Origin of the sequence: Flavivirga abyssicola (assembly GCF_030540775.2) — a bacterium.
Lineage (GTDB): Bacteria > Bacteroidota > Bacteroidia > Flavobacteriales > Flavobacteriaceae > Flavivirga > Flavivirga abyssicola.
In genome coordinates, this window is sequence record NZ_CP141266.1 from 3,520,077 (window position 1) to 3,536,689 (window position 16,613).

General features: G+C 34.4%; 11 protein-coding genes. 5 read left to right on the top strand and 6 right to left on the bottom strand.

Features of this window, described 5'->3' with window-relative positions:
- The first annotated feature begins 46 nt into the window (after positions 1-46).
- Together Q4Q34_RS14895 and Q4Q34_RS14900 are read left to right on the top strand one after the other, a co-directional pair.
- Positions 47-292, top strand: coding sequence for an addiction module protein (locus tag Q4Q34_RS14895; RefSeq protein WP_303315532.1), 246 nt, complete (start codon positions 47-49; stop codon positions 290-292).
- Positions 282-575, top strand: coding sequence for a type II toxin-antitoxin system RelE/ParE family toxin (locus Q4Q34_RS14900; protein ID WP_303315531.1), 294 nt, complete (start codon positions 282-284; stop codon positions 573-575). Before Q4Q34_RS14895 ends, Q4Q34_RS14900 begins: the two co-directional genes overlap by 11 nt.
- Before the next feature lie 119 nt (positions 576-694).
- Here the strand turns inward: Q4Q34_RS14900 and Q4Q34_RS14905 are convergent, their stop codons facing one another.
- The 3 genes from Q4Q34_RS14905 to Q4Q34_RS14915 form a co-directional block, all read right to left on the bottom strand.
- A complete protein-coding gene (locus tag Q4Q34_RS14905; RefSeq protein WP_303315529.1) occupies positions 695-1,069 on the bottom strand; it encodes a hypothetical protein in 375 nt (124 codons plus the stop codon).
- Positions 1,070-1,882: 813 nt separating this feature from the next.
- On the bottom strand, positions 1,883-7,840 hold the full coding sequence (locus tag Q4Q34_RS14910) for a DUF6443 domain-containing protein (RefSeq protein ID WP_303315527.1): 5,958 nt from the start codon (positions 7,838-7,840) through the stop codon (positions 1,883-1,885).
- Between the two features lie 23 nt (positions 7,841-7,863).
- Complete coding sequence (locus Q4Q34_RS14915; protein WP_303315525.1) at positions 7,864-11,142, bottom strand: RHS repeat protein; 3,279 nt, start codon at positions 11,140-11,142, stop codon at positions 7,864-7,866.
- A 383-nt stretch (positions 11,143-11,525) separates the two neighbouring features.
- Between Q4Q34_RS14915 and Q4Q34_RS14920 the strand changes: the two genes are divergently transcribed.
- Positions 11,526-12,533 carry a ThuA domain-containing protein gene (locus Q4Q34_RS14920; RefSeq protein ID WP_330444547.1) on the top strand — a complete coding sequence of 336 codons (1,008 nt, stop codon included), beginning with the start codon at positions 11,526-11,528 and terminating at the stop codon, positions 12,531-12,533.
- A gap of 34 nt (positions 12,534-12,567) precedes the next feature.
- On the opposite strand, the gene Q4Q34_RS14925 is transcribed toward Q4Q34_RS14920, so the two are convergent.
- The 3 genes from Q4Q34_RS14925 to rlmD form a co-directional block, all read right to left on the bottom strand.
- Positions 12,568-13,299: a DUF6048 family protein gene (locus Q4Q34_RS14925; protein WP_303315521.1), complete on the bottom strand. Its 732-nt coding sequence runs from the start codon at positions 13,297-13,299 to the stop codon at positions 12,568-12,570.
- Positions 13,265-13,813 (bottom strand): DUF6452 family protein, encoded by a 549-nt coding sequence (locus tag Q4Q34_RS14930; RefSeq protein ID WP_303315518.1) that lies wholly within the window; start codon positions 13,811-13,813, stop codon positions 13,265-13,267. Before Q4Q34_RS14930 ends, Q4Q34_RS14925 begins: the two co-directional genes overlap by 35 nt.
- 139 nt (positions 13,814-13,952) lie before the next feature.
- Entirely contained in the window at positions 13,953-15,365 is a 1,413-nt protein-coding gene (gene rlmD / locus Q4Q34_RS14935) for a 23S rRNA (uracil(1939)-C(5))-methyltransferase RlmD (RefSeq protein ID WP_303315516.1), read from the bottom strand.
- A gap of 182 nt (positions 15,366-15,547) precedes the next feature.
- On the opposite strand from rlmD, the gene Q4Q34_RS14940 reads away from it, so the two are divergent.
- Together Q4Q34_RS14940 and Q4Q34_RS14945 are read left to right on the top strand one after the other, a co-directional pair.
- Positions 15,548-16,096, top strand: a complete 549-nt coding sequence (locus tag Q4Q34_RS14940) for an RNA polymerase sigma factor (protein ID WP_303315514.1) — start codon at positions 15,548-15,550, stop codon at positions 16,094-16,096.
- 87 nt (positions 16,097-16,183) lie between these two features.
- On the top strand, positions 16,184-16,570 hold the full coding sequence (locus tag Q4Q34_RS14945) for a DUF6768 family protein (RefSeq protein ID WP_303315512.1): 387 nt from the start codon (positions 16,184-16,186) through the stop codon (positions 16,568-16,570).
- Positions 16,571-16,613: the final 43 nt, after the last annotated feature.

Sequence of the window (16,613 nt, forward strand, 5' to 3'; positions counted from 1 at the left end):
AATAACTTGTAAAATAATGTATATTTGAATTATAATATTTACTGTAATGGCAGCAATAGAATTAAGAAATAGTTTAATAGAACGTTTTAACAGAATCATTAAAGATGATTCCAAGTTAATGACGTTAGATGGTATTTTCGATTCTATTAATATAGTAGAATCTCCATCATTAGTATCAGAAGAGCATTATAAAATCGTTGAAGAGCGCAGAAGAAAACATCTAGCAGGTGAAACCAAAGGAAAGAACTGGGATGATGTAAAAAGCGAGATTAAGAAGAAATATGGGTTCTAAATTAATCGTTGAACCAGATGCTCAAATTGAAATCTACGATGCAATAGACTGGTACGAATCCAAACAGACTGGTTTGGGTGAAGAATTTTATAATTATTTAGAAGGTTACTTTGAAACGTTGAGAAATGGAAATGCCAATTTTCCAATTAAACGTAAACCTGTGTTTAGGGAATTACCTTTAAAACGATTTCCGTATGTAATTATATATACAAAAGAAAAAGATGCAATATATGTTTACTCAGTATTCAATGCACATCAACATCCACTTAAAAAAGTAAAATAAATATTGGATATACCCAATTTGTATCCGATTTTATCCAATTACGATAATACCATAGTAAACCAAAACATAAGAATATAGTATTACTTTTTTAAGTTTTTATAAGAGTATAGCATTACAAACTACCGCATCAAATGAAACACATCCGCAGCACTTCTGTTAGTATTTGGGTCATATTTCTTGTAACTTTCAGTAGACGTAATAAAACGATGTCTTGCTTTTTTTTGTGCTGTTCTTAAATCATTATTTTGCACCCATAATGCTATAACCGAAGCTCGTATTTGGTCATTATTGGTTACTTTATAATTAATCGTTTTAAGCACTTTCATAACTTGTGTTAATGCTAAACCTATTGGAATTAAGCGAAAATAAAGCTTCTGAGTGGTTGTTAATCTTGTTTTGAAGCTTATGGCTCTATCTTCAAATAAATATTGCCTTAGAGCTGAGCCTCCTTCCGTCTTTTTACCGTTTTTATAACAAAATGCATAAAAAAACACATTCTATCTCTAAAATGTGGCTTCGCTTTTTTTCTTACTTAACGCTATGAAGTCATAGGCTTTGCAGACCGGGAAGTAGCTTCTTAGTTTGTTTTTTTCTTACTCTTGACTGTACCAGTTACAAACTGGCACTAGTGATATACTATATCTGGGCGGGACTTCTCTTTTTTACAAATGGCACGAAGTTACAAACTTTTCGTAGCGGGCTATGATCATTAAATTTCTTGACCTAGCCATTACCTGTATCAGTTATAAACTGGCACTAGCGGCGGCCTCTCTTGTTTTTCTTATTCTTTACGACACATTAGGAAACACTATGGTAGCGTAGATTAAATTTTATTTTAAACTATTAACTAATCTGGCACGTTACTCAATCTTTTATTCAAAAAATAAAATCCAATTCCAATAATCAAAAATGTTGAAAGAAGAATAAATGTATTTATTCTAGTATTTTCAAAAAAAGCAAACATAGGTCTTACAAATTCAGCATCTATTAATCTAAATAGTAAAACTGTAAATAAGCCAATAAGAATATATTTCCTCCATTTAATTTTAAATAGCTTTTTACTAAACAAAAAAAATATAGTTCCTAATAGATAAGGTATATAGTAATAATAGCGAAAGTAAATATTCATTTTTTCGTAAAAATTATTCGTGTCGAGCTCAAAGTTAAAATTATAAAAATAAATATCAGAATATGATAAATACAACAAACCTGTAGATCTTATTATAGATAGCATAGAATAATATATAAAAAAGACTGATGTAAGATTAATAATTAAAAATTTAAAGTTTGTTTTATCCATTTTAATTCTATTTTGGTTCTTTGGCTTCAGGTACAGGAATAGCTTTTTCTAAATTTTGTAGCGTTTTCATAGCTATCTTAGCAGCTGCTTTAAAGTTGGAATCAACATGAGTTTTTACAGTTTCTTGCTGCTGTGTTGATGCGTCTTCAAAATTTATTTTTGAAATTGAAGGCTCGGTACTAGTTGTCTTGGCATTAGTAAGTTGTTTACCTCCATATTCTTTCATTCCAGAACCACCAGTAATGTCATAAGTGGTAGTTGAACTAGTGTTAGTTACAGTACCTTCCTCTGGTAATTCTCCTGTATATCCGGGTTCAAATGTAGTTGTTTCAGTTGCTGTATTAACAGAATAAGAACTAGCCCCATCAATACTATCCAATTTATTTCCTTCACTATCAAAATATTGACCAGTAACCGTAGTTACTTCGCTAGATATTGAATTAGTTAATTCTTTAGCGCTAAGCTTTGTTATCACTTTTTCAACTAAATTAGGCTTAATTATATTTCCCGATAATTCTGTTTTAGTTCCAGTTGATGATAAACCAGAGCTTGGTAAGCTATGGTAATGATAATTTAAACCATTTTCACCTCTTTTACGCCCCTTATTAAAATAAGAATTCTTTCTTACTGGAGAAATATTTCCAGTCTGTGAAGAGGCTAAAACATATTTTTTTCCAGGTCCACTTGGCATCATACCATCATAATCAATAAAGTATATTGGATTATCAAACGCGTAATTGTACGGACTATGTCTTCTCATCTTTTCTGCTAATGGGTCTATATTCATCCAACGTCCTAATTCAGGGTTATAATTACGAGCAGTAATATCTATCCAACCAAGACCAAGTTCGTCTTGTTCCTCTTTACCACCAAACCCATACTTATGATCCGTACCATTTATAACATTATTGTACCCTTTGTGTTTTAGCCCAAAGGGATAGTAGTTGTTCTCCTCCAGTATTTTAGAAGATGTAACACTTCCGTTACCATCGGTATCGCTATAACTCAATCTAACATTCCCTAAATGATCCTTGTATTGGTATACATAGCCATATTGTACAGAACCTGAAACAAGTTCAGTGCGCACGTACCCCTCAGGGTGGTTAAAGAATTTCAAAGAACCATTTTCGTATACGTAATTACCTGCATACTCTGTTGTTGCTCCAGTGCTCACTACCTTCTTAAGCTTAACACCTGTAGCGTCGTAAATATAGGAAATATTCCCGCCCCCCAAAGCAACCTGAGTAGGTAAATTTAAGTGGTTGTATGTGATATTCGTTGAAATGCCCTTGTTGGCATCGGTGAGCATGTTGCCATTGGCATCATAAGTGTATTCGGTGGTTGTATTAGAACCATCTTTAAAACCATAAGTACCATTTCCATTATCCAACACTTTTATAAGCTTGTTACTATTGTTGAGATAGGTATAAACCAGATTGTCCATGACGTCAAAGGCCGTTGCACCACTATTGGTATGCCCACGTCTTTCTAAACTGGTAATATTGCCATTCTTGTCGTAGGCTACCGAGTTTAGGTTATAATCAGTATTGGTCGTGTTGATTGCACTTGTAATTCTGTTCAAAGCATCATAAGTATAGGTATACCATTTTAGACTGTTATCGGTATTGGCTGTTTTCCACTCGGTCTCTGCAATATTACCATTAAACAATGTAGTGCCGCCGTGGTCGACTGTGTTATAATTGATTTTAAAGCCAAACAGATCGGTTCCTAACGCCGTGGGATCGTTTATTTGTTTCAGCCAGCCTCGAATGTTATAAGTATAATCTATATTTTGTAACCTGCCTTGGGTGGTTTTTCCACCAACTCCTTTGTTAGTAAGTTGTCCTAGCTCATCATAGTTGTTTTCAGTAATTACCTCAAGTATGTTGGTGTTGTTTAATTCTTGTGTTTGTTTTTTTAGCCTGCCTCTATGATCATAGGTAAAAAGGTCTTCAGTAACGATATTTGTAGTTCCTTTGGTATGGGAGGCTACTGTTTTATTGATTGCGCCCAAAAAGTCAAGGGCATTTTCTATAATATCTGTAGTTCCCAAATAATCATTCTCGCTTTTTACGTAGATAGGGCGTCCTTTTGCATCGTATCCCGTTATGGTAGTAATCCAATCATCTTCGCCTAAAACCCTTACTTTACTGCAAGTAGTAAGCCCTTTGGTAAGTAATGGATTTGTATTATCATTATTTATAATGTTTTGTCCACCAGAACTGCCAGGTAAGTTGCTAAATCCGTTAAAAGCATAATTGTCATAGTAATTAATAGTATGTATTTCTGAAATCCCAGTTGTTGGATATACACTACCATCGTTACTATAGTGTAAAGTGGTTCCAGAAACAGTGGTAGGCGATGCGCTTTTAGTAACATATTGTGTGCTGGTATTATTCGCTAAATTTTGCAATGTAACTCTATTGCTACTTGAACTCATTAATCCAGTGTAAGCTACCCTGCCAAATACATCATATTTGGTAAATAACCACTTGTTTTGAGTATTTAAATTTGCATCTTGTGTTAAAATGGGTTGGTCTAATTTATTATAGATAATAGATTCCCAGCCTTTTCCTGGAATTTTCTTTTCAACCAATCGGTTTTTATCATCATATTTATATTGATAACATAGTTCTGCTAGTTCTGTAGCGTCTGGCAAAGTAGTATGAGGTTCTGCTTTAGGAGGTAGTACATAGGTTAAATTTCCGTATGTATCATATACGTAATATGTATCATGGGCGATATTGTCGTTATATGTACGTTTTAATACAACACGTCCTTGTTTGTCTTTAAATTCTTTGGTACTGTGATTATTACCACTGGTCCAGTTTTCATCTTTGGTAACCGTTTTAAAAAGTGTTCCTGCTACATAATAATTAATGCCCCCTGTTAAAGTTGGGGTATAGGTATTATTGGCTAGGCTTAAGTTGACTTCAAATATTTTAACCTCATTGGCAGTATTGGTAGCATATTCAAATTTTATAGTATGATCGGTATCGCTAGTTTTATTAAGTAGCCAATCATTACCAGGAGCTCCTTGTTCTAATACCCGATTTAAAGGTGAGTTTTCTAAATGTTTTTCTGAGTATGGATTTGTGGTATTCTCATATTTTGCCGTGTTATAAAAATTGTTGGTTGTTGTTAAGGCATCGGTTTTATATAAACCATTGTTTACTGTTAAGGCATGAGGTAAATAGTCTTTGTTTTGTCTGCCAAAGGCATCGTAATCGATATGGGTAATCACATCTTCGTTGTTTCCTCCCGTCCGAATGGCAATATTCTGCATAGGTCTGCCCAGTCCGTCAAAATAAGTAACCGTTTCTATTTTGTTGGAGTTAGTGAGTGTGCTACTGCTGGTTGTAGCAATTCTAGGGGTGATGTTGTATATGTAGTTTTCATTACTAAGTACCGTTTCTAAAGGACAACCGCTATTGGCTGCTGTTCCAAAAGAGGCTGGACATTGGTCGCTATTATCTGTTACATAACCGTTAGGTGCTACACTATAAAAAACACTTACTGTAGGATCTCCAAAGCCATCACCATCACTATCCTGATAAAAATTCTGTGGTGCTATATTGGTAATATTCACATTGGCATCGTCATAATCGCTGCTATTAGCCACATAGTTTGTAGGCATACTACATGATGATGTTGATACTGATGCATTGCCATATCCATCGTTATCGGCATCAGCATACCAAGTCGTAGGTAGTGTAATAGTATAGTTGATTGTTCTAGCGGGACTCCAACATAAGGAGCTATTATTCCTAGCTCTTAAATAATATACGGTGCCAGAAGTTCTGGTTATGCTGGTTCCCGAATTGCTAGTACTTGTGCCCGAACTGCTACTTTGCCAGTACCAGGTAACCCCACTAGGAGCAGAGCCTTTGGTAAGTACAGTATTCCCACAATTATTGGTGATGGTTGGTGCGTTAGGAACTCCTGTCGTATTAATACTATAGTTCACGGTTCTGGCTACACTCCAACAGCCACTTGTGTTATTTCTAGCTCTTAAATAATATATGGTGCCAGAAGTTTTTGTTATGCTAGTTGCCGAATTGTTAGTACTTGTGCCCGAACTGCTACTTTGCCAGTACCATGTAACCCCACTAGGAGCAGAGCCTTTGGTAAGTACAGTATTCCCGCAATTATTGGTGATGGTTGGTGCACTAGGGACTCCTGGTATAACATTGATACTATAGTTCACGGTTCTGGCTGCACTCCAACATAAGGAACTATTATTTCTGGCTCTTAGATAATATACAGTGCCAGAAGTTCTGGTAATACTGGTTGCCGAATTGCTGGTACTTGTGCCCGAACTGCTACTTTGCCAGTACCAAGTAACCCCGCTAGTAGCAGAGCCTTTGGTAAGTACAGTATTCCCGCAATTATTGGTAATGGTTGGTGCACTAGGGACTCCTGGTATAACATTGATACTATAGTTCACGGTTCTTGCTGCACTCCAACAGCCACTTGTGTTATTTCTGGCTCTTAGATAATATACGGTGCCAGAAGTTCTGGTAATACTGGTTGCCGAATTGCTGGTACTTGTGCCCGAACTGCTACTTTGCCAGTACCAGGTAACCCCGCTAGGAGCAGAGCCTTTGGTAAGTACAGTATTCCCGCAATTATTGGCGATGGTTGGTGTACTAGGGACTCCTGGTATAACATTGATACTATAGTTTACGGTTCTGGCCGCACTCCAACACAAAGAGCTATTATTTCTGGCTCTTAGATAATATACGGTGCCAGAAGTTCTGGTAATACTGGTTGCCGAATTGCTGGTACTTGTGCCCGAACTGCTACTTTGCCAGTACCAGGTAACCCCACTAGGAGCAGAGTCTTTGGTAAGTACAGTATTCCCGCAATTATTGGTAATGGTTGGTGCGCTAGGAATTTCTGTTGTATTAACACTATAGTTCACGGTTCTGGCAGATCCCCAACACCCCGTATTATTGTTTCTGGCTCTTAAATAATATACAGTGCCACTAGTGAGTGTAATATGATTACTTGAATTAGTTGTTCCTGTAGCTGTTCCCGTTGGACTACTTTGCCAATAAAATGTTTCCGAACTATTTGAAGAACCACTATGAAAAATTACCGTGTGCCCACATGAATTGGACATCGTTATATTTGTTAAAGGGACATCTGGTATCGTTTTTATTGTATAATTTACCGAGCGTGCGGTACTCCAGCATTGTGTCGTGTTATTTCTCGCCCTTAAATAATAAACAGAACCACTTGTTAATGTAATTTGACTCGAGGAATTACTTGTACTGGTTCCTGATGCACTACTTTGCCAATACCATGTTTCTCCACTTGGTATTGATGTACTTCTCGTTAGCACACTATTTCCACAATTATTAACTACTGACGGGTATGCTGGAATATTTGGTATTGTTTTTATATTGTAATTCGCAGTACTTGCATTACTCCAAACGAATGACGAATTATTTCTTGATCTTAAATAATACACATTACCACTTGTTAACATAATTTGACTTGCCGAATTGCTAGTACTAGTTCCCGTTGGGCTACTTTGCCAAAACCAAGTTTCCCCGCTTGGTGGATTTCCCCTGGTTAGGACACTATTACCGCAATTATTAACTACGGTTGGAGTTGTTGGGGTACTGGGTAAAGGTGCAATAGTAACATTTAGAGATCCTAATATGGTTGATCCTTTTTTAAAATTAACAGTTCCTACCCCTGAAGCTCCCCATTGTATGGTGACGTAGAATACAGTGTTCCCATTCGCACTACTAGAAGTTATCGTTCCTCCTGTTACGCTCCAACTTGTTCTAATATGTGGTGAACCATTAAAAAAAGCATAATTATCTACGCTATTTGGTGTTACGGAAGTTGGGCCTTCTATATTTTGGCTAAAACTAGACTGAAAAAATGTAAAAATGACTAATAGTCCAATAGCCTGTTTTTTATATTTAGATATATTGAATAGTAATGTCATAACTATAAATATTAATGTGTTGATTATTGTTGAGGTATTTGCAGATTTTTATAATGATACTTATTGGCTGATAAAATGTTTCCCTCAGCATCTTTTACAAATTCCAATCGGTTAAAGGCATCGTACTCGTAATAGGTGGTATAGCCCTTAGGATCCGTTACACTAGTGACCCCTATCAAGGGATCGTAGGTATAGGTGGTAACCATGGCATCGGGCAGCCCTGTCCTAATCTTGTCAAGAGTCGTTCTCATTGTACTTTGATTATAGCTCCCATCTTTAATTGCTGTTAATTCTGTAGATGTAAGGGTTGCTGTAACGGCTGAATAGGTAGCATTCTCTATCTTGGCTACTGGATGTGCTTCGTCGTAACCCCAGATGATACTTGTAGTTGCTCCATTCTCTATATGATATTGTGTAATTTTTCCATTCTCGTAACTATCAAAAGTATATTTGCAGTCATCACTATTGTTAACATCAACTAAAGCTCCTTTTTTACTGAACACTTTTTGAGGTAAGTGTAAACCATTAAAGGCGGCATATTGGGTTTTGGAATGACTAACTATTTGACTGTCCTCTAAAATTTTAGTTTCTAGAGGAATTGAAATTTCATTGCTTGTAATTAGTGGGGTATCATTTAAATCTTGAGCATATTTATAACTGGTTTCTAAAACAATTCCTTTAGAGTTTGTCATTGTTGTTTTTTGAACCTCCTGATTTAGGCTATTGTATATATAATTGGTAGATGTAAGCAATTCGTTAACTAAAGTACCACTGGCATCATAAAAATATTGTGTTAAGTCTGTTTTGTCTTTTTTATACCAATAGATAGGAATGCTGGATTCTAATAATTCTTTGGTATCACTTAAAGTAAATGGAGGGGTTATACACCCTGGAGGATCAAGTAAGTTTGAACTACCATGACTATACATTTTAAAGTCTGTTCTAGTGTTACTAACATTCAGATTTTGTGTATATAAATGCGCTTCTTTAGTTAAGATTTTGTTTTGCTCATTATAAACTTCTTTTATAAGGAGTTGTCCCCGTTCATGATTTAAATTGACTCGAATAGAACCACCACCATTGTTATCTGTTATGATATTAGGAGTAATGGTGTATTTATAATCTGTTTTTCCTTTGGTATTACCAAGAGAATCTTTGTCTAATTCCCTAACATGCTCGTAAGTAATATTATTGTTTTCTATACCAGATCGGGATGAAGACCCATATGTATAGGTTCGAGTTCTTGTATCTTCAAAATTAGGAGGGTAACAAGAACCTAAATCAAAATAATCAAAATCGGTAAAACGATCATACATAAAATGGTTATTTACTAATTTTCCACTAGAATTAGTAGTTCCAGGCATATTATAACTATATTCTTTTTGATTTATAAAAGCATTATTGCTATCACGATTGGTAATGTTTTTAACTCTTAAACCAAAACCCTGTACATTCTCATCTGGCAAGTTGCCTAGTTTATTAAAATAGGCGGCCTGAATATGTGCCTCAACAAGGCTTCCATACACCTCTAATACAACAGTAACAGACCCAACGCTTAATGTTGGTGTACTAAGATAATCATTACTATATCCTGTAAAATTCAGTACTTCTGAACCATTATTTAAAACCCTTATATTGGCATAGGCGTATTTGGCATTAGTGATGTCGCAACCTATGCAGGTTAGAGTACCAGTAAGAATTAATGTGGTTGCTTCATTTAAATTAAAACTAAAAACTTCAGTTTGAATATCGGGATCTTCGATGGGTGACGGTGGATTGCTTCCATTACCTGTACCGATAATATCCAATGTCTCTGTTACCGTTTCATCCTTTAAAAAAATGTTTTTACCATAAAAAGAATTGGGTTCGTAAGTAAACGTTGTATAGCCTTTTGTTGGGTATTTAATTTTTGTAAGCATCCCGGCCTGCATTTTAGTAAGATCGATCGATCGGTCGGCAGCACCAATTTGGTAAAAAGTCCCCAAATTTTCTACAATAATGTCTCGTTTTGGAATTAAATTGGGGTTTGTCTTCCCGTTAAAATTTCCAAAATAATCCATTGAAAAAGACCTTAAATGTGGGAGTTGCTCCAATGAGTATTCTAAACTAACAACTTCTTTTTCATCAATTGTCCCATAGGTTTCGTAAACCCGATCTAACTTAAAACGGTATTTGTCAACTCCCAAATAATTTGTAGGATCACCTGTTATACTATATTCAAAATGTATGGTCTTTATTTCAGTATAACCAGATATTGTGTTTCCCTCTTCAATAATAATTCTATCCAGATAAACACCATTGACACCATCACCCCCTGCATATTGTGTATTACTAGTTGTTATAAAACGTACCCGCCCATTAGGAAATGAAATTTCTTGTAACTTATTTGCAAATGTTAGAGAGGTAGAACTATTACTGGTCCATCCAAACATTTGGGATGTTTCAAATAGCTCATTCCCTTCGCCTCTACCATTTGTGTAAGTATATTTTTGCGAATGACTTTCTCCAAATGATATACCGGTATATTGCGTGCCATAGCTGTAAGTTAAGCTATCTCCTTTAGGGTTTATTACTTTATTTAGTAACCATGCAGATTTATATGGTGTATTATGTATATGGGTACCACCGCCACTTGTCGGTTTGTTTAATTGGCTTTGCTCATAATCAACGAATTCGTATTGAATCCCTTGTTTATCAATAACTTTATAAAAATATGGGTTATGAACATTTACATTTTTATGCCTGTATATCTTAAATTGATCTGGAGGGAATTTAGTAGTGACTTCGCCATCGTTATCTGAATCAAGGAAAAAGGTTCCGCTTACCGTAGGTAGGCTAATATGATAGGCATCTTTAACCCATGAGTATTTTTCGGCATTAAGAACATCTGGCACTTGAAAATCATAAGGATTAGCCCCTATGGTGGTTGTTAAAGCGGTTACGTTGGGTATAGTATAAGGATCTGGTTCTAACTCATCTGGCGTGTCTCTGGTTTCCAAACTTATTAAGCCACCAGTATCTAAAGCCCAACCTAGTCCAACCCAAGATGGCATTTGATTTACTTTTATACCAGAGGCATGGTACTTTAGTGTAATAGGAATGCTAATATCCCCAGAAGTAACAGTATAGAGTGGAATTTCAATACGGGGCATTCCTGATGCTAAATCTACAGGATAAGTGCCAAATTTACCTAGTTCTGAAGCAGTAGGAGCAGGAGGAAATATGTCTGGTAATTTTTCCTGACCTAAAACAATACTAGTGGAAAATAAGGCAAAAATTAAGAATGATAAGGATGCTTTCATCTGACGTAAGGTTTTACTATAATTTGTACATAAATATTTACGTGATAAAACTATGAAGAGTAGATGAATAAAAAGTAAGGTTTTACCTTACTTTTAGTAAGGTTTAAAAAAAAAAAGATAATCTTAAAGGAATGATTTTTTATTTGCACGCAGCCATTAACTGTGTTCTAGTTGTTATAGCAAATTGTTTTAAAAATTTATTTTGTGATGTAGGGAGAGTGTTAATGATTAAACACCAAGCCCATCTATAATATTTTTAATAAATTTCATTCCTTTGTTTAAAACTATGGATTTCAAATTCATAACGGTTCACTTTAGAATTGTATATTTAGTTTTAATTATTTTTAAATAAGTCTTCTATGTTCAAAATTCAAAAACTTTTCATGCTTTGTACTCTAATTTTTATACTAATAGGGTGTGAAACTTCACAAAAAACCAAACTTAAGGCTTTAATCATTGATGGTCAGAATAATCATGGCGTATGGCCAAAAACAACGATCATGATGAAACGTTATTTGGAGGAAACAGGGTTGTTTGATGTGGATATTCAGCGTACCACTTATATGTGGCAAGGCCCTCATTTTAATAAAATTGAAGGTGTTGAAAAGATTGAAGAATTATTAGAGATGTACCCCATAGACGGTGTTAAGAGGACTTCTGTAGAGGAACCAAAACCAGACCCTGATTTTAGTCCTAATTTTAAAGATTATGATGTTGTAATTTCAAATTTTGGTTGGAAAACTGCTCATTGGAATGACAGGACTAAAAAGAATTTTGAAGATTATATGATAAATGGTGGTGGATTTGTTCTTGTACACGCTGCTAACAATGCTTGGGGAGATTGGGATGCATATAATAAAATCATAGCACTTGGTGGTTGGGGAGGTAGAACAACAGAAAGCGGGCCTTATGTATATTATGACATTGATAATACATTGCAACATGATACTTCTGAAGGGCCCTGTGCGAGTCATGGCCCTCAGTTAGAATATCAACTAAAAACGCGTGCACCAGAACACCCCATTATGAAAGGGATTCCAGAGACATGGCTACACTCTAAAGATGAATTGTATGAGCGTTTACGTGGACCAGCTAAAAACATGACCATATTAGCGACTGCATTTTCAGGAGAGGAAGCAGATGCGTTAAAAGAAGATAAAAATAAAGGACGGACTGGTAGGCACGAACCGTTATTAATGACTGTTGAGTATGGTAAAGGAAGAATATTTCATTCTGCTTTGGGGCATATGGACTATTCTATGGAATGTGTTGGATTTATAACAACGTTACAACGTGGCGCAGAGTGGGCTGCTACAGGAGATGTTACCCAAAGTATCCCACAAGATTTTCCTACTAAGGAAACAATAAGTGTTAGAAAATTTAAGGAGTAGATTTTTGTATTAACTCCAGTTTTGTGACAATGGGTTATTTCTCTTTCTTATAAAGAGGAATACGATAAGATAATGTATAACTGTACCCTGTTCCAATACCACTGCTATCATATGTTTTATTAAACCCTGGGATATAAACATTTTCAAAACCTTCAGGAACAGTTTCGCTGGCTAATATTTTGAGTTGTGCGTTAAGTCCCAAAAATAAATTATTAAATAATTCTACTTTTATACCTAAAATAATTTCGGCCCATAATGCTGTTAAGCCACTAAATTCTTGTTTCTCTGTCGAAGAAAATTGGGGAGCCCAGTACTGATTTGTACTATAAACCGTGAAACTATTTAAATCGTGACTAAAAGAGCTTGCACCAATACGAAAACCAGAGTAAATCATGTTATCCATATTGAGCCAGTTTTGATACATATTATAATCTATACCTGCTTTTATATATGAACCTTTACTTGTAATGTCTAAATAATCATTCACAGTATTTTTTTCTTCAATTCCAATTTCACCAGCAATATATAGACGCTTTTTAAGTCTAAAATCAGCCGAAATTTCAAACCCGGTATATTCATCGTCTACAAACGAACGAATTAATTTTCCAGCATCACCACCAACACGAAGTCCATACTTCAACTTTACTTTTATAGAATCTTTTGGAGTACTAGCTATACTATCATTTTGTGCATTCACAGACGTACAAAAAAGGAGTATACATATAAAACTACTAGTGAGACATTGTAAAATGTGGTGCTGTTTCATCTTCTACAGATTGGTTATCGGTTAAAGGTTGTCTGGATATTATCCATCTGTCTGGGTCATTTGTATCCAGATTTAGTGTTACATTTCTAAAAATAGTTTTATAACCACAAGCTCTGGATACATAAACTTCTTCACGGCTGTAATTTATAGTAATGAGATCTTGATTACCGTCAATAGTGTCATCAGATGTATCATCAGGTGTACCAGCGTCATTTATCGAAGCATCTTTTATAAGTATATATTGTGTAGAGTTCTCAGTTGTTCTTAATGGAAGAAGAAGACTATCTACTCTTGGAATGAAATTATAATCTTCTAAAATGAAATCATTATCAACACCAATAACCACCAAATCAAAAACATTTTTTTTGTTATCTGGATTAGCCACGTCTAAAAGGTCAATCTTTAATCTTGGGGTCGTTGGGGTGCTATCTGGACAAATATCATCGCGTTCACAACTAAAATAATATAGTGCCATGATTGCGATTAGTATTAAACTTAAATTTCTTTTTCTCATTAATCTTTTTGTATACGTTATTTATTATCCGTTAAATTAAAGGTTTCTTAATGGACTTAACATATGTGTTGTTTTTCAATTTTATTTCTGACTAATATATAATCATTTTTAGAAACTATTAATCGATTTAACAACATATTTATTGCTTTTCAAGTAGGACTACATTTTCAACATGAAATGTTTGCGGAAACATATCTACTGCTTGCGTTTTTGTTACTTTGTACATGGCATCCATTAAAGCTAAATCTCTAGCCTGCGTAGCACTATTACAACTTACATAAACGATCTTTTCTGGCGATATGTTTAATATTTGTTGCACCACGTCCTTATGCATGCCATCGCGAGGAGGATCCGTTATAATAACATCTGGCTGACCATGTGTTTCTATAAATACATCGTTAAAAACCTGTTTCATATCTCCAACATAGAATTCAACGTTATTTATATTATTTAATTGTGCGTTTTCTTTTGCTGCAGTTATAGCATCTGGAACAGATTCTACACCAATAACCTTACTCGCTTTTTTTGCAACGAACTGAGCTATCGTTCCAGTGCCTGTATATAAATCATAAACCAATTCGCTACCAGTTAATTTAGCAAAATCTCTTGTGATTTTATATAACTCATAAGCTTGGTCTGAATTTGTTTGATAAAATGATTTGGCATTAATTTTAAATTTTAAACCTTCCATTTCTTCAAAAATATGATCAGCTCCTTTGTAGCAAATAACGTCTTGATCGTAAATAGTATCGTTAGCTTTTCCATTAATAACATACTGTAAAGAAGTTATCTGCGGAAATGTGTCTGCTATAAAATCTAATAATAATGCTCTTTTTACTGTGTCTTCTTTAAAAAATTGAACCAATACCATGATATCACCTGTACTGGATGTGCGAATCATCATGGTTCTTAATAGACCAGTTTGGTTTCGAGTATTGAAAAACTCTAAGCCATTTTCAATGGCAAATCGTTTAACCGCATTTCTAATCGCATTAGATGGATCTGCTTGTAAGTGACATTTTTTTAGATCTAAAATTTTATCCCACATGCCTGGAATATGGAACCCAAGTGCATTTCTATCGCCTAAATCTTCGTCAGATTGTACTTCTTCTATGGTTAGCCAGCGGCTATCACTAAAAGAAAATTCCATTTTATTTCTATAGAAATATTGATTTGAAGACCCTAAAATAGGAGTGACCTCAGGGAGTTCAATATGCCCTATACGTGTTAAATTATTGGTAACTTCTTTTTGTTTGTAAAACAATTGGTGCTCGTAAGCCATGTTTTGCCATTTACAACCACCACAAGTACCGAAATGTTCACATTCAGGATTTGTTCTTTTATCTGATAATTGATGAAACGCAATAGCCTTACCTTCGTAATACGCTTTGCGTTTTTTAAAAGTTTGTACATCGATAACATCACCAGGAACAGCATTTGGTAAAAAAATCACCTTTCCATCTGGTGCTTTGGCTATCGTTTTTCCTTTAGCACCAGCATCAATAACTTCTACTTGCTCAAAAACTTGTTTTTTTGCTTTTCTTCTTGACATGCTGCAAAAATAATAATAGCAACAAATAAATATGGTTTTATTTCCATTAACTTTAAGAGATTTTAAATAAAGTTTACCTTGAGTCTTTAAGCTGCCCTAAAGGCAACTGAGACCAAAAACTAAAAATAAAATGAACCTTTTTGTTTTTTTACTGTCTTTAAAGTATAAGTTGCCTAGTAAGAATGAATAGTGAACAACGAAAAATAGACAAAAAATTAGTTTTAGAATATCAATCTGGTGACAAAAAAGCACTTGTGTTTTTGGTTAAACGTTGGCATAAATTGTTTTGTGAAAAGGCCTTTTATATTTTAAAAGATGCTGATGCAGCAAAAGATATTACTCAAGATTGCTGGAATATTATTATGGATAAGATATGTGATTTGAAGAATCCTGAAAGTTTTGGGAGTTGGGGAATGCGCATTGTTTATACAAAATCATTAGATTCAATTAAAGCAAAAAACAAAAAAAGAAATGAGTTAGAATACTATAAATATGAACAAAATATTGCAGAAGTAGAAGAAGATGATAAAGAACAATTAAAGAATAAGCTTTTACAAACGATAAAAAAGCTACCAAAAGACCAACAAATCGTTATTAAGTTGTTTTATGTTGAAGATTATTCATTAAAAGAGATCGGAGATATTCTAAATATATCTGTAGGAACAACAAAATCTAGATTATTTCATGCAAGAGAAAAACTAAAATCAATATTGAAAAAACAGCTATTATAAAAAGAGTCAAAATGACTAGCACGTTTGTGTATTAAAATTAAGAACGCATTACATTTTGAAATTTATTAACAATAAAATATAGAACAGATGAAAACTAATATGGAAGACATAGATAAATTAATTAAAGAGACTTTAACAGAAGAAGAAGCTAAATTTTATGAGAAATTAGATGAACAAAACGTATTTCAAATGCTTGGCGGTTTGTTTCAAGGTAAGAACAAATGGATTATGTATATGATGAATGTTGTAACTGTAGTTTTCTTTTCTTTTTTTGTGTATTGTACTATTCAGTTTTTTGATACAGATAGTACCAATGAAATGATTAAATGGGGATTTGGAAGCGTTGTATTTCTATTAGGCGTTAGCATGTTAAAAATTTTTGCTTGGATGCAAATGGATAAAAATGCTCTGATTAGAGAAATTAAACGTTTGGAATTACAGATATCATCACTCTCTAGTAAAATGACTGAATAATATCATTTTTGTTTTAAAACGATCATTTTCTTTTACAGTAATT

Excerpts from the sequence above, each read along its gene's own strand:
- Q4Q34_RS14895 (WP_303315532.1), top strand. The coding sequence starts at position 47 with ATGGCAGCAATAGAATTAAGAAATAGTTTAATAGAACGTTTTAACAGA.
- Q4Q34_RS14900 (WP_303315531.1), top strand. The coding sequence starts at position 282 with ATGGGTTCTAAATTAATCGTTGAACCAGATGCTCAAATTGAAATCTAC.
- Q4Q34_RS14910 (WP_303315527.1), bottom strand. The coding sequence starts at position 7,840 with ATGACATTACTATTCAATATATCTAAATATAAAAAACAGGCTATTGGA.
- Q4Q34_RS14915 (WP_303315525.1), bottom strand. The coding sequence starts at position 11,142 with ATGAAAGCATCCTTATCATTCTTAATTTTTGCCTTATTTTCCACTAGT.
- Q4Q34_RS14920 (WP_330444547.1), top strand. The coding sequence starts at position 11,526 with ATGCTTTGTACTCTAATTTTTATACTAATAGGGTGTGAAACTTCACAA.
- Q4Q34_RS14925 (WP_303315521.1), bottom strand. The coding sequence starts at position 13,299 with ATGAAACAGCACCACATTTTACAATGTCTCACTAGTAGTTTTATATGT.
- Q4Q34_RS14930 (WP_303315518.1), bottom strand. The coding sequence starts at position 13,813 with ATGAGAAAAAGAAATTTAAGTTTAATACTAATCGCAATCATGGCACTA.
- rlmD (WP_303315516.1), bottom strand. The coding sequence starts at position 15,365 with ATGTCAAGAAGAAAAGCAAAAAAACAAGTTTTTGAGCAAGTAGAAGTT.
- Q4Q34_RS14940 (WP_303315514.1), top strand. The coding sequence starts at position 15,548 with ATGAATAGTGAACAACGAAAAATAGACAAAAAATTAGTTTTAGAATAT.
- Q4Q34_RS14945 (WP_303315512.1), top strand. The coding sequence starts at position 16,184 with ATGAAAACTAATATGGAAGACATAGATAAATTAATTAAAGAGACTTTA.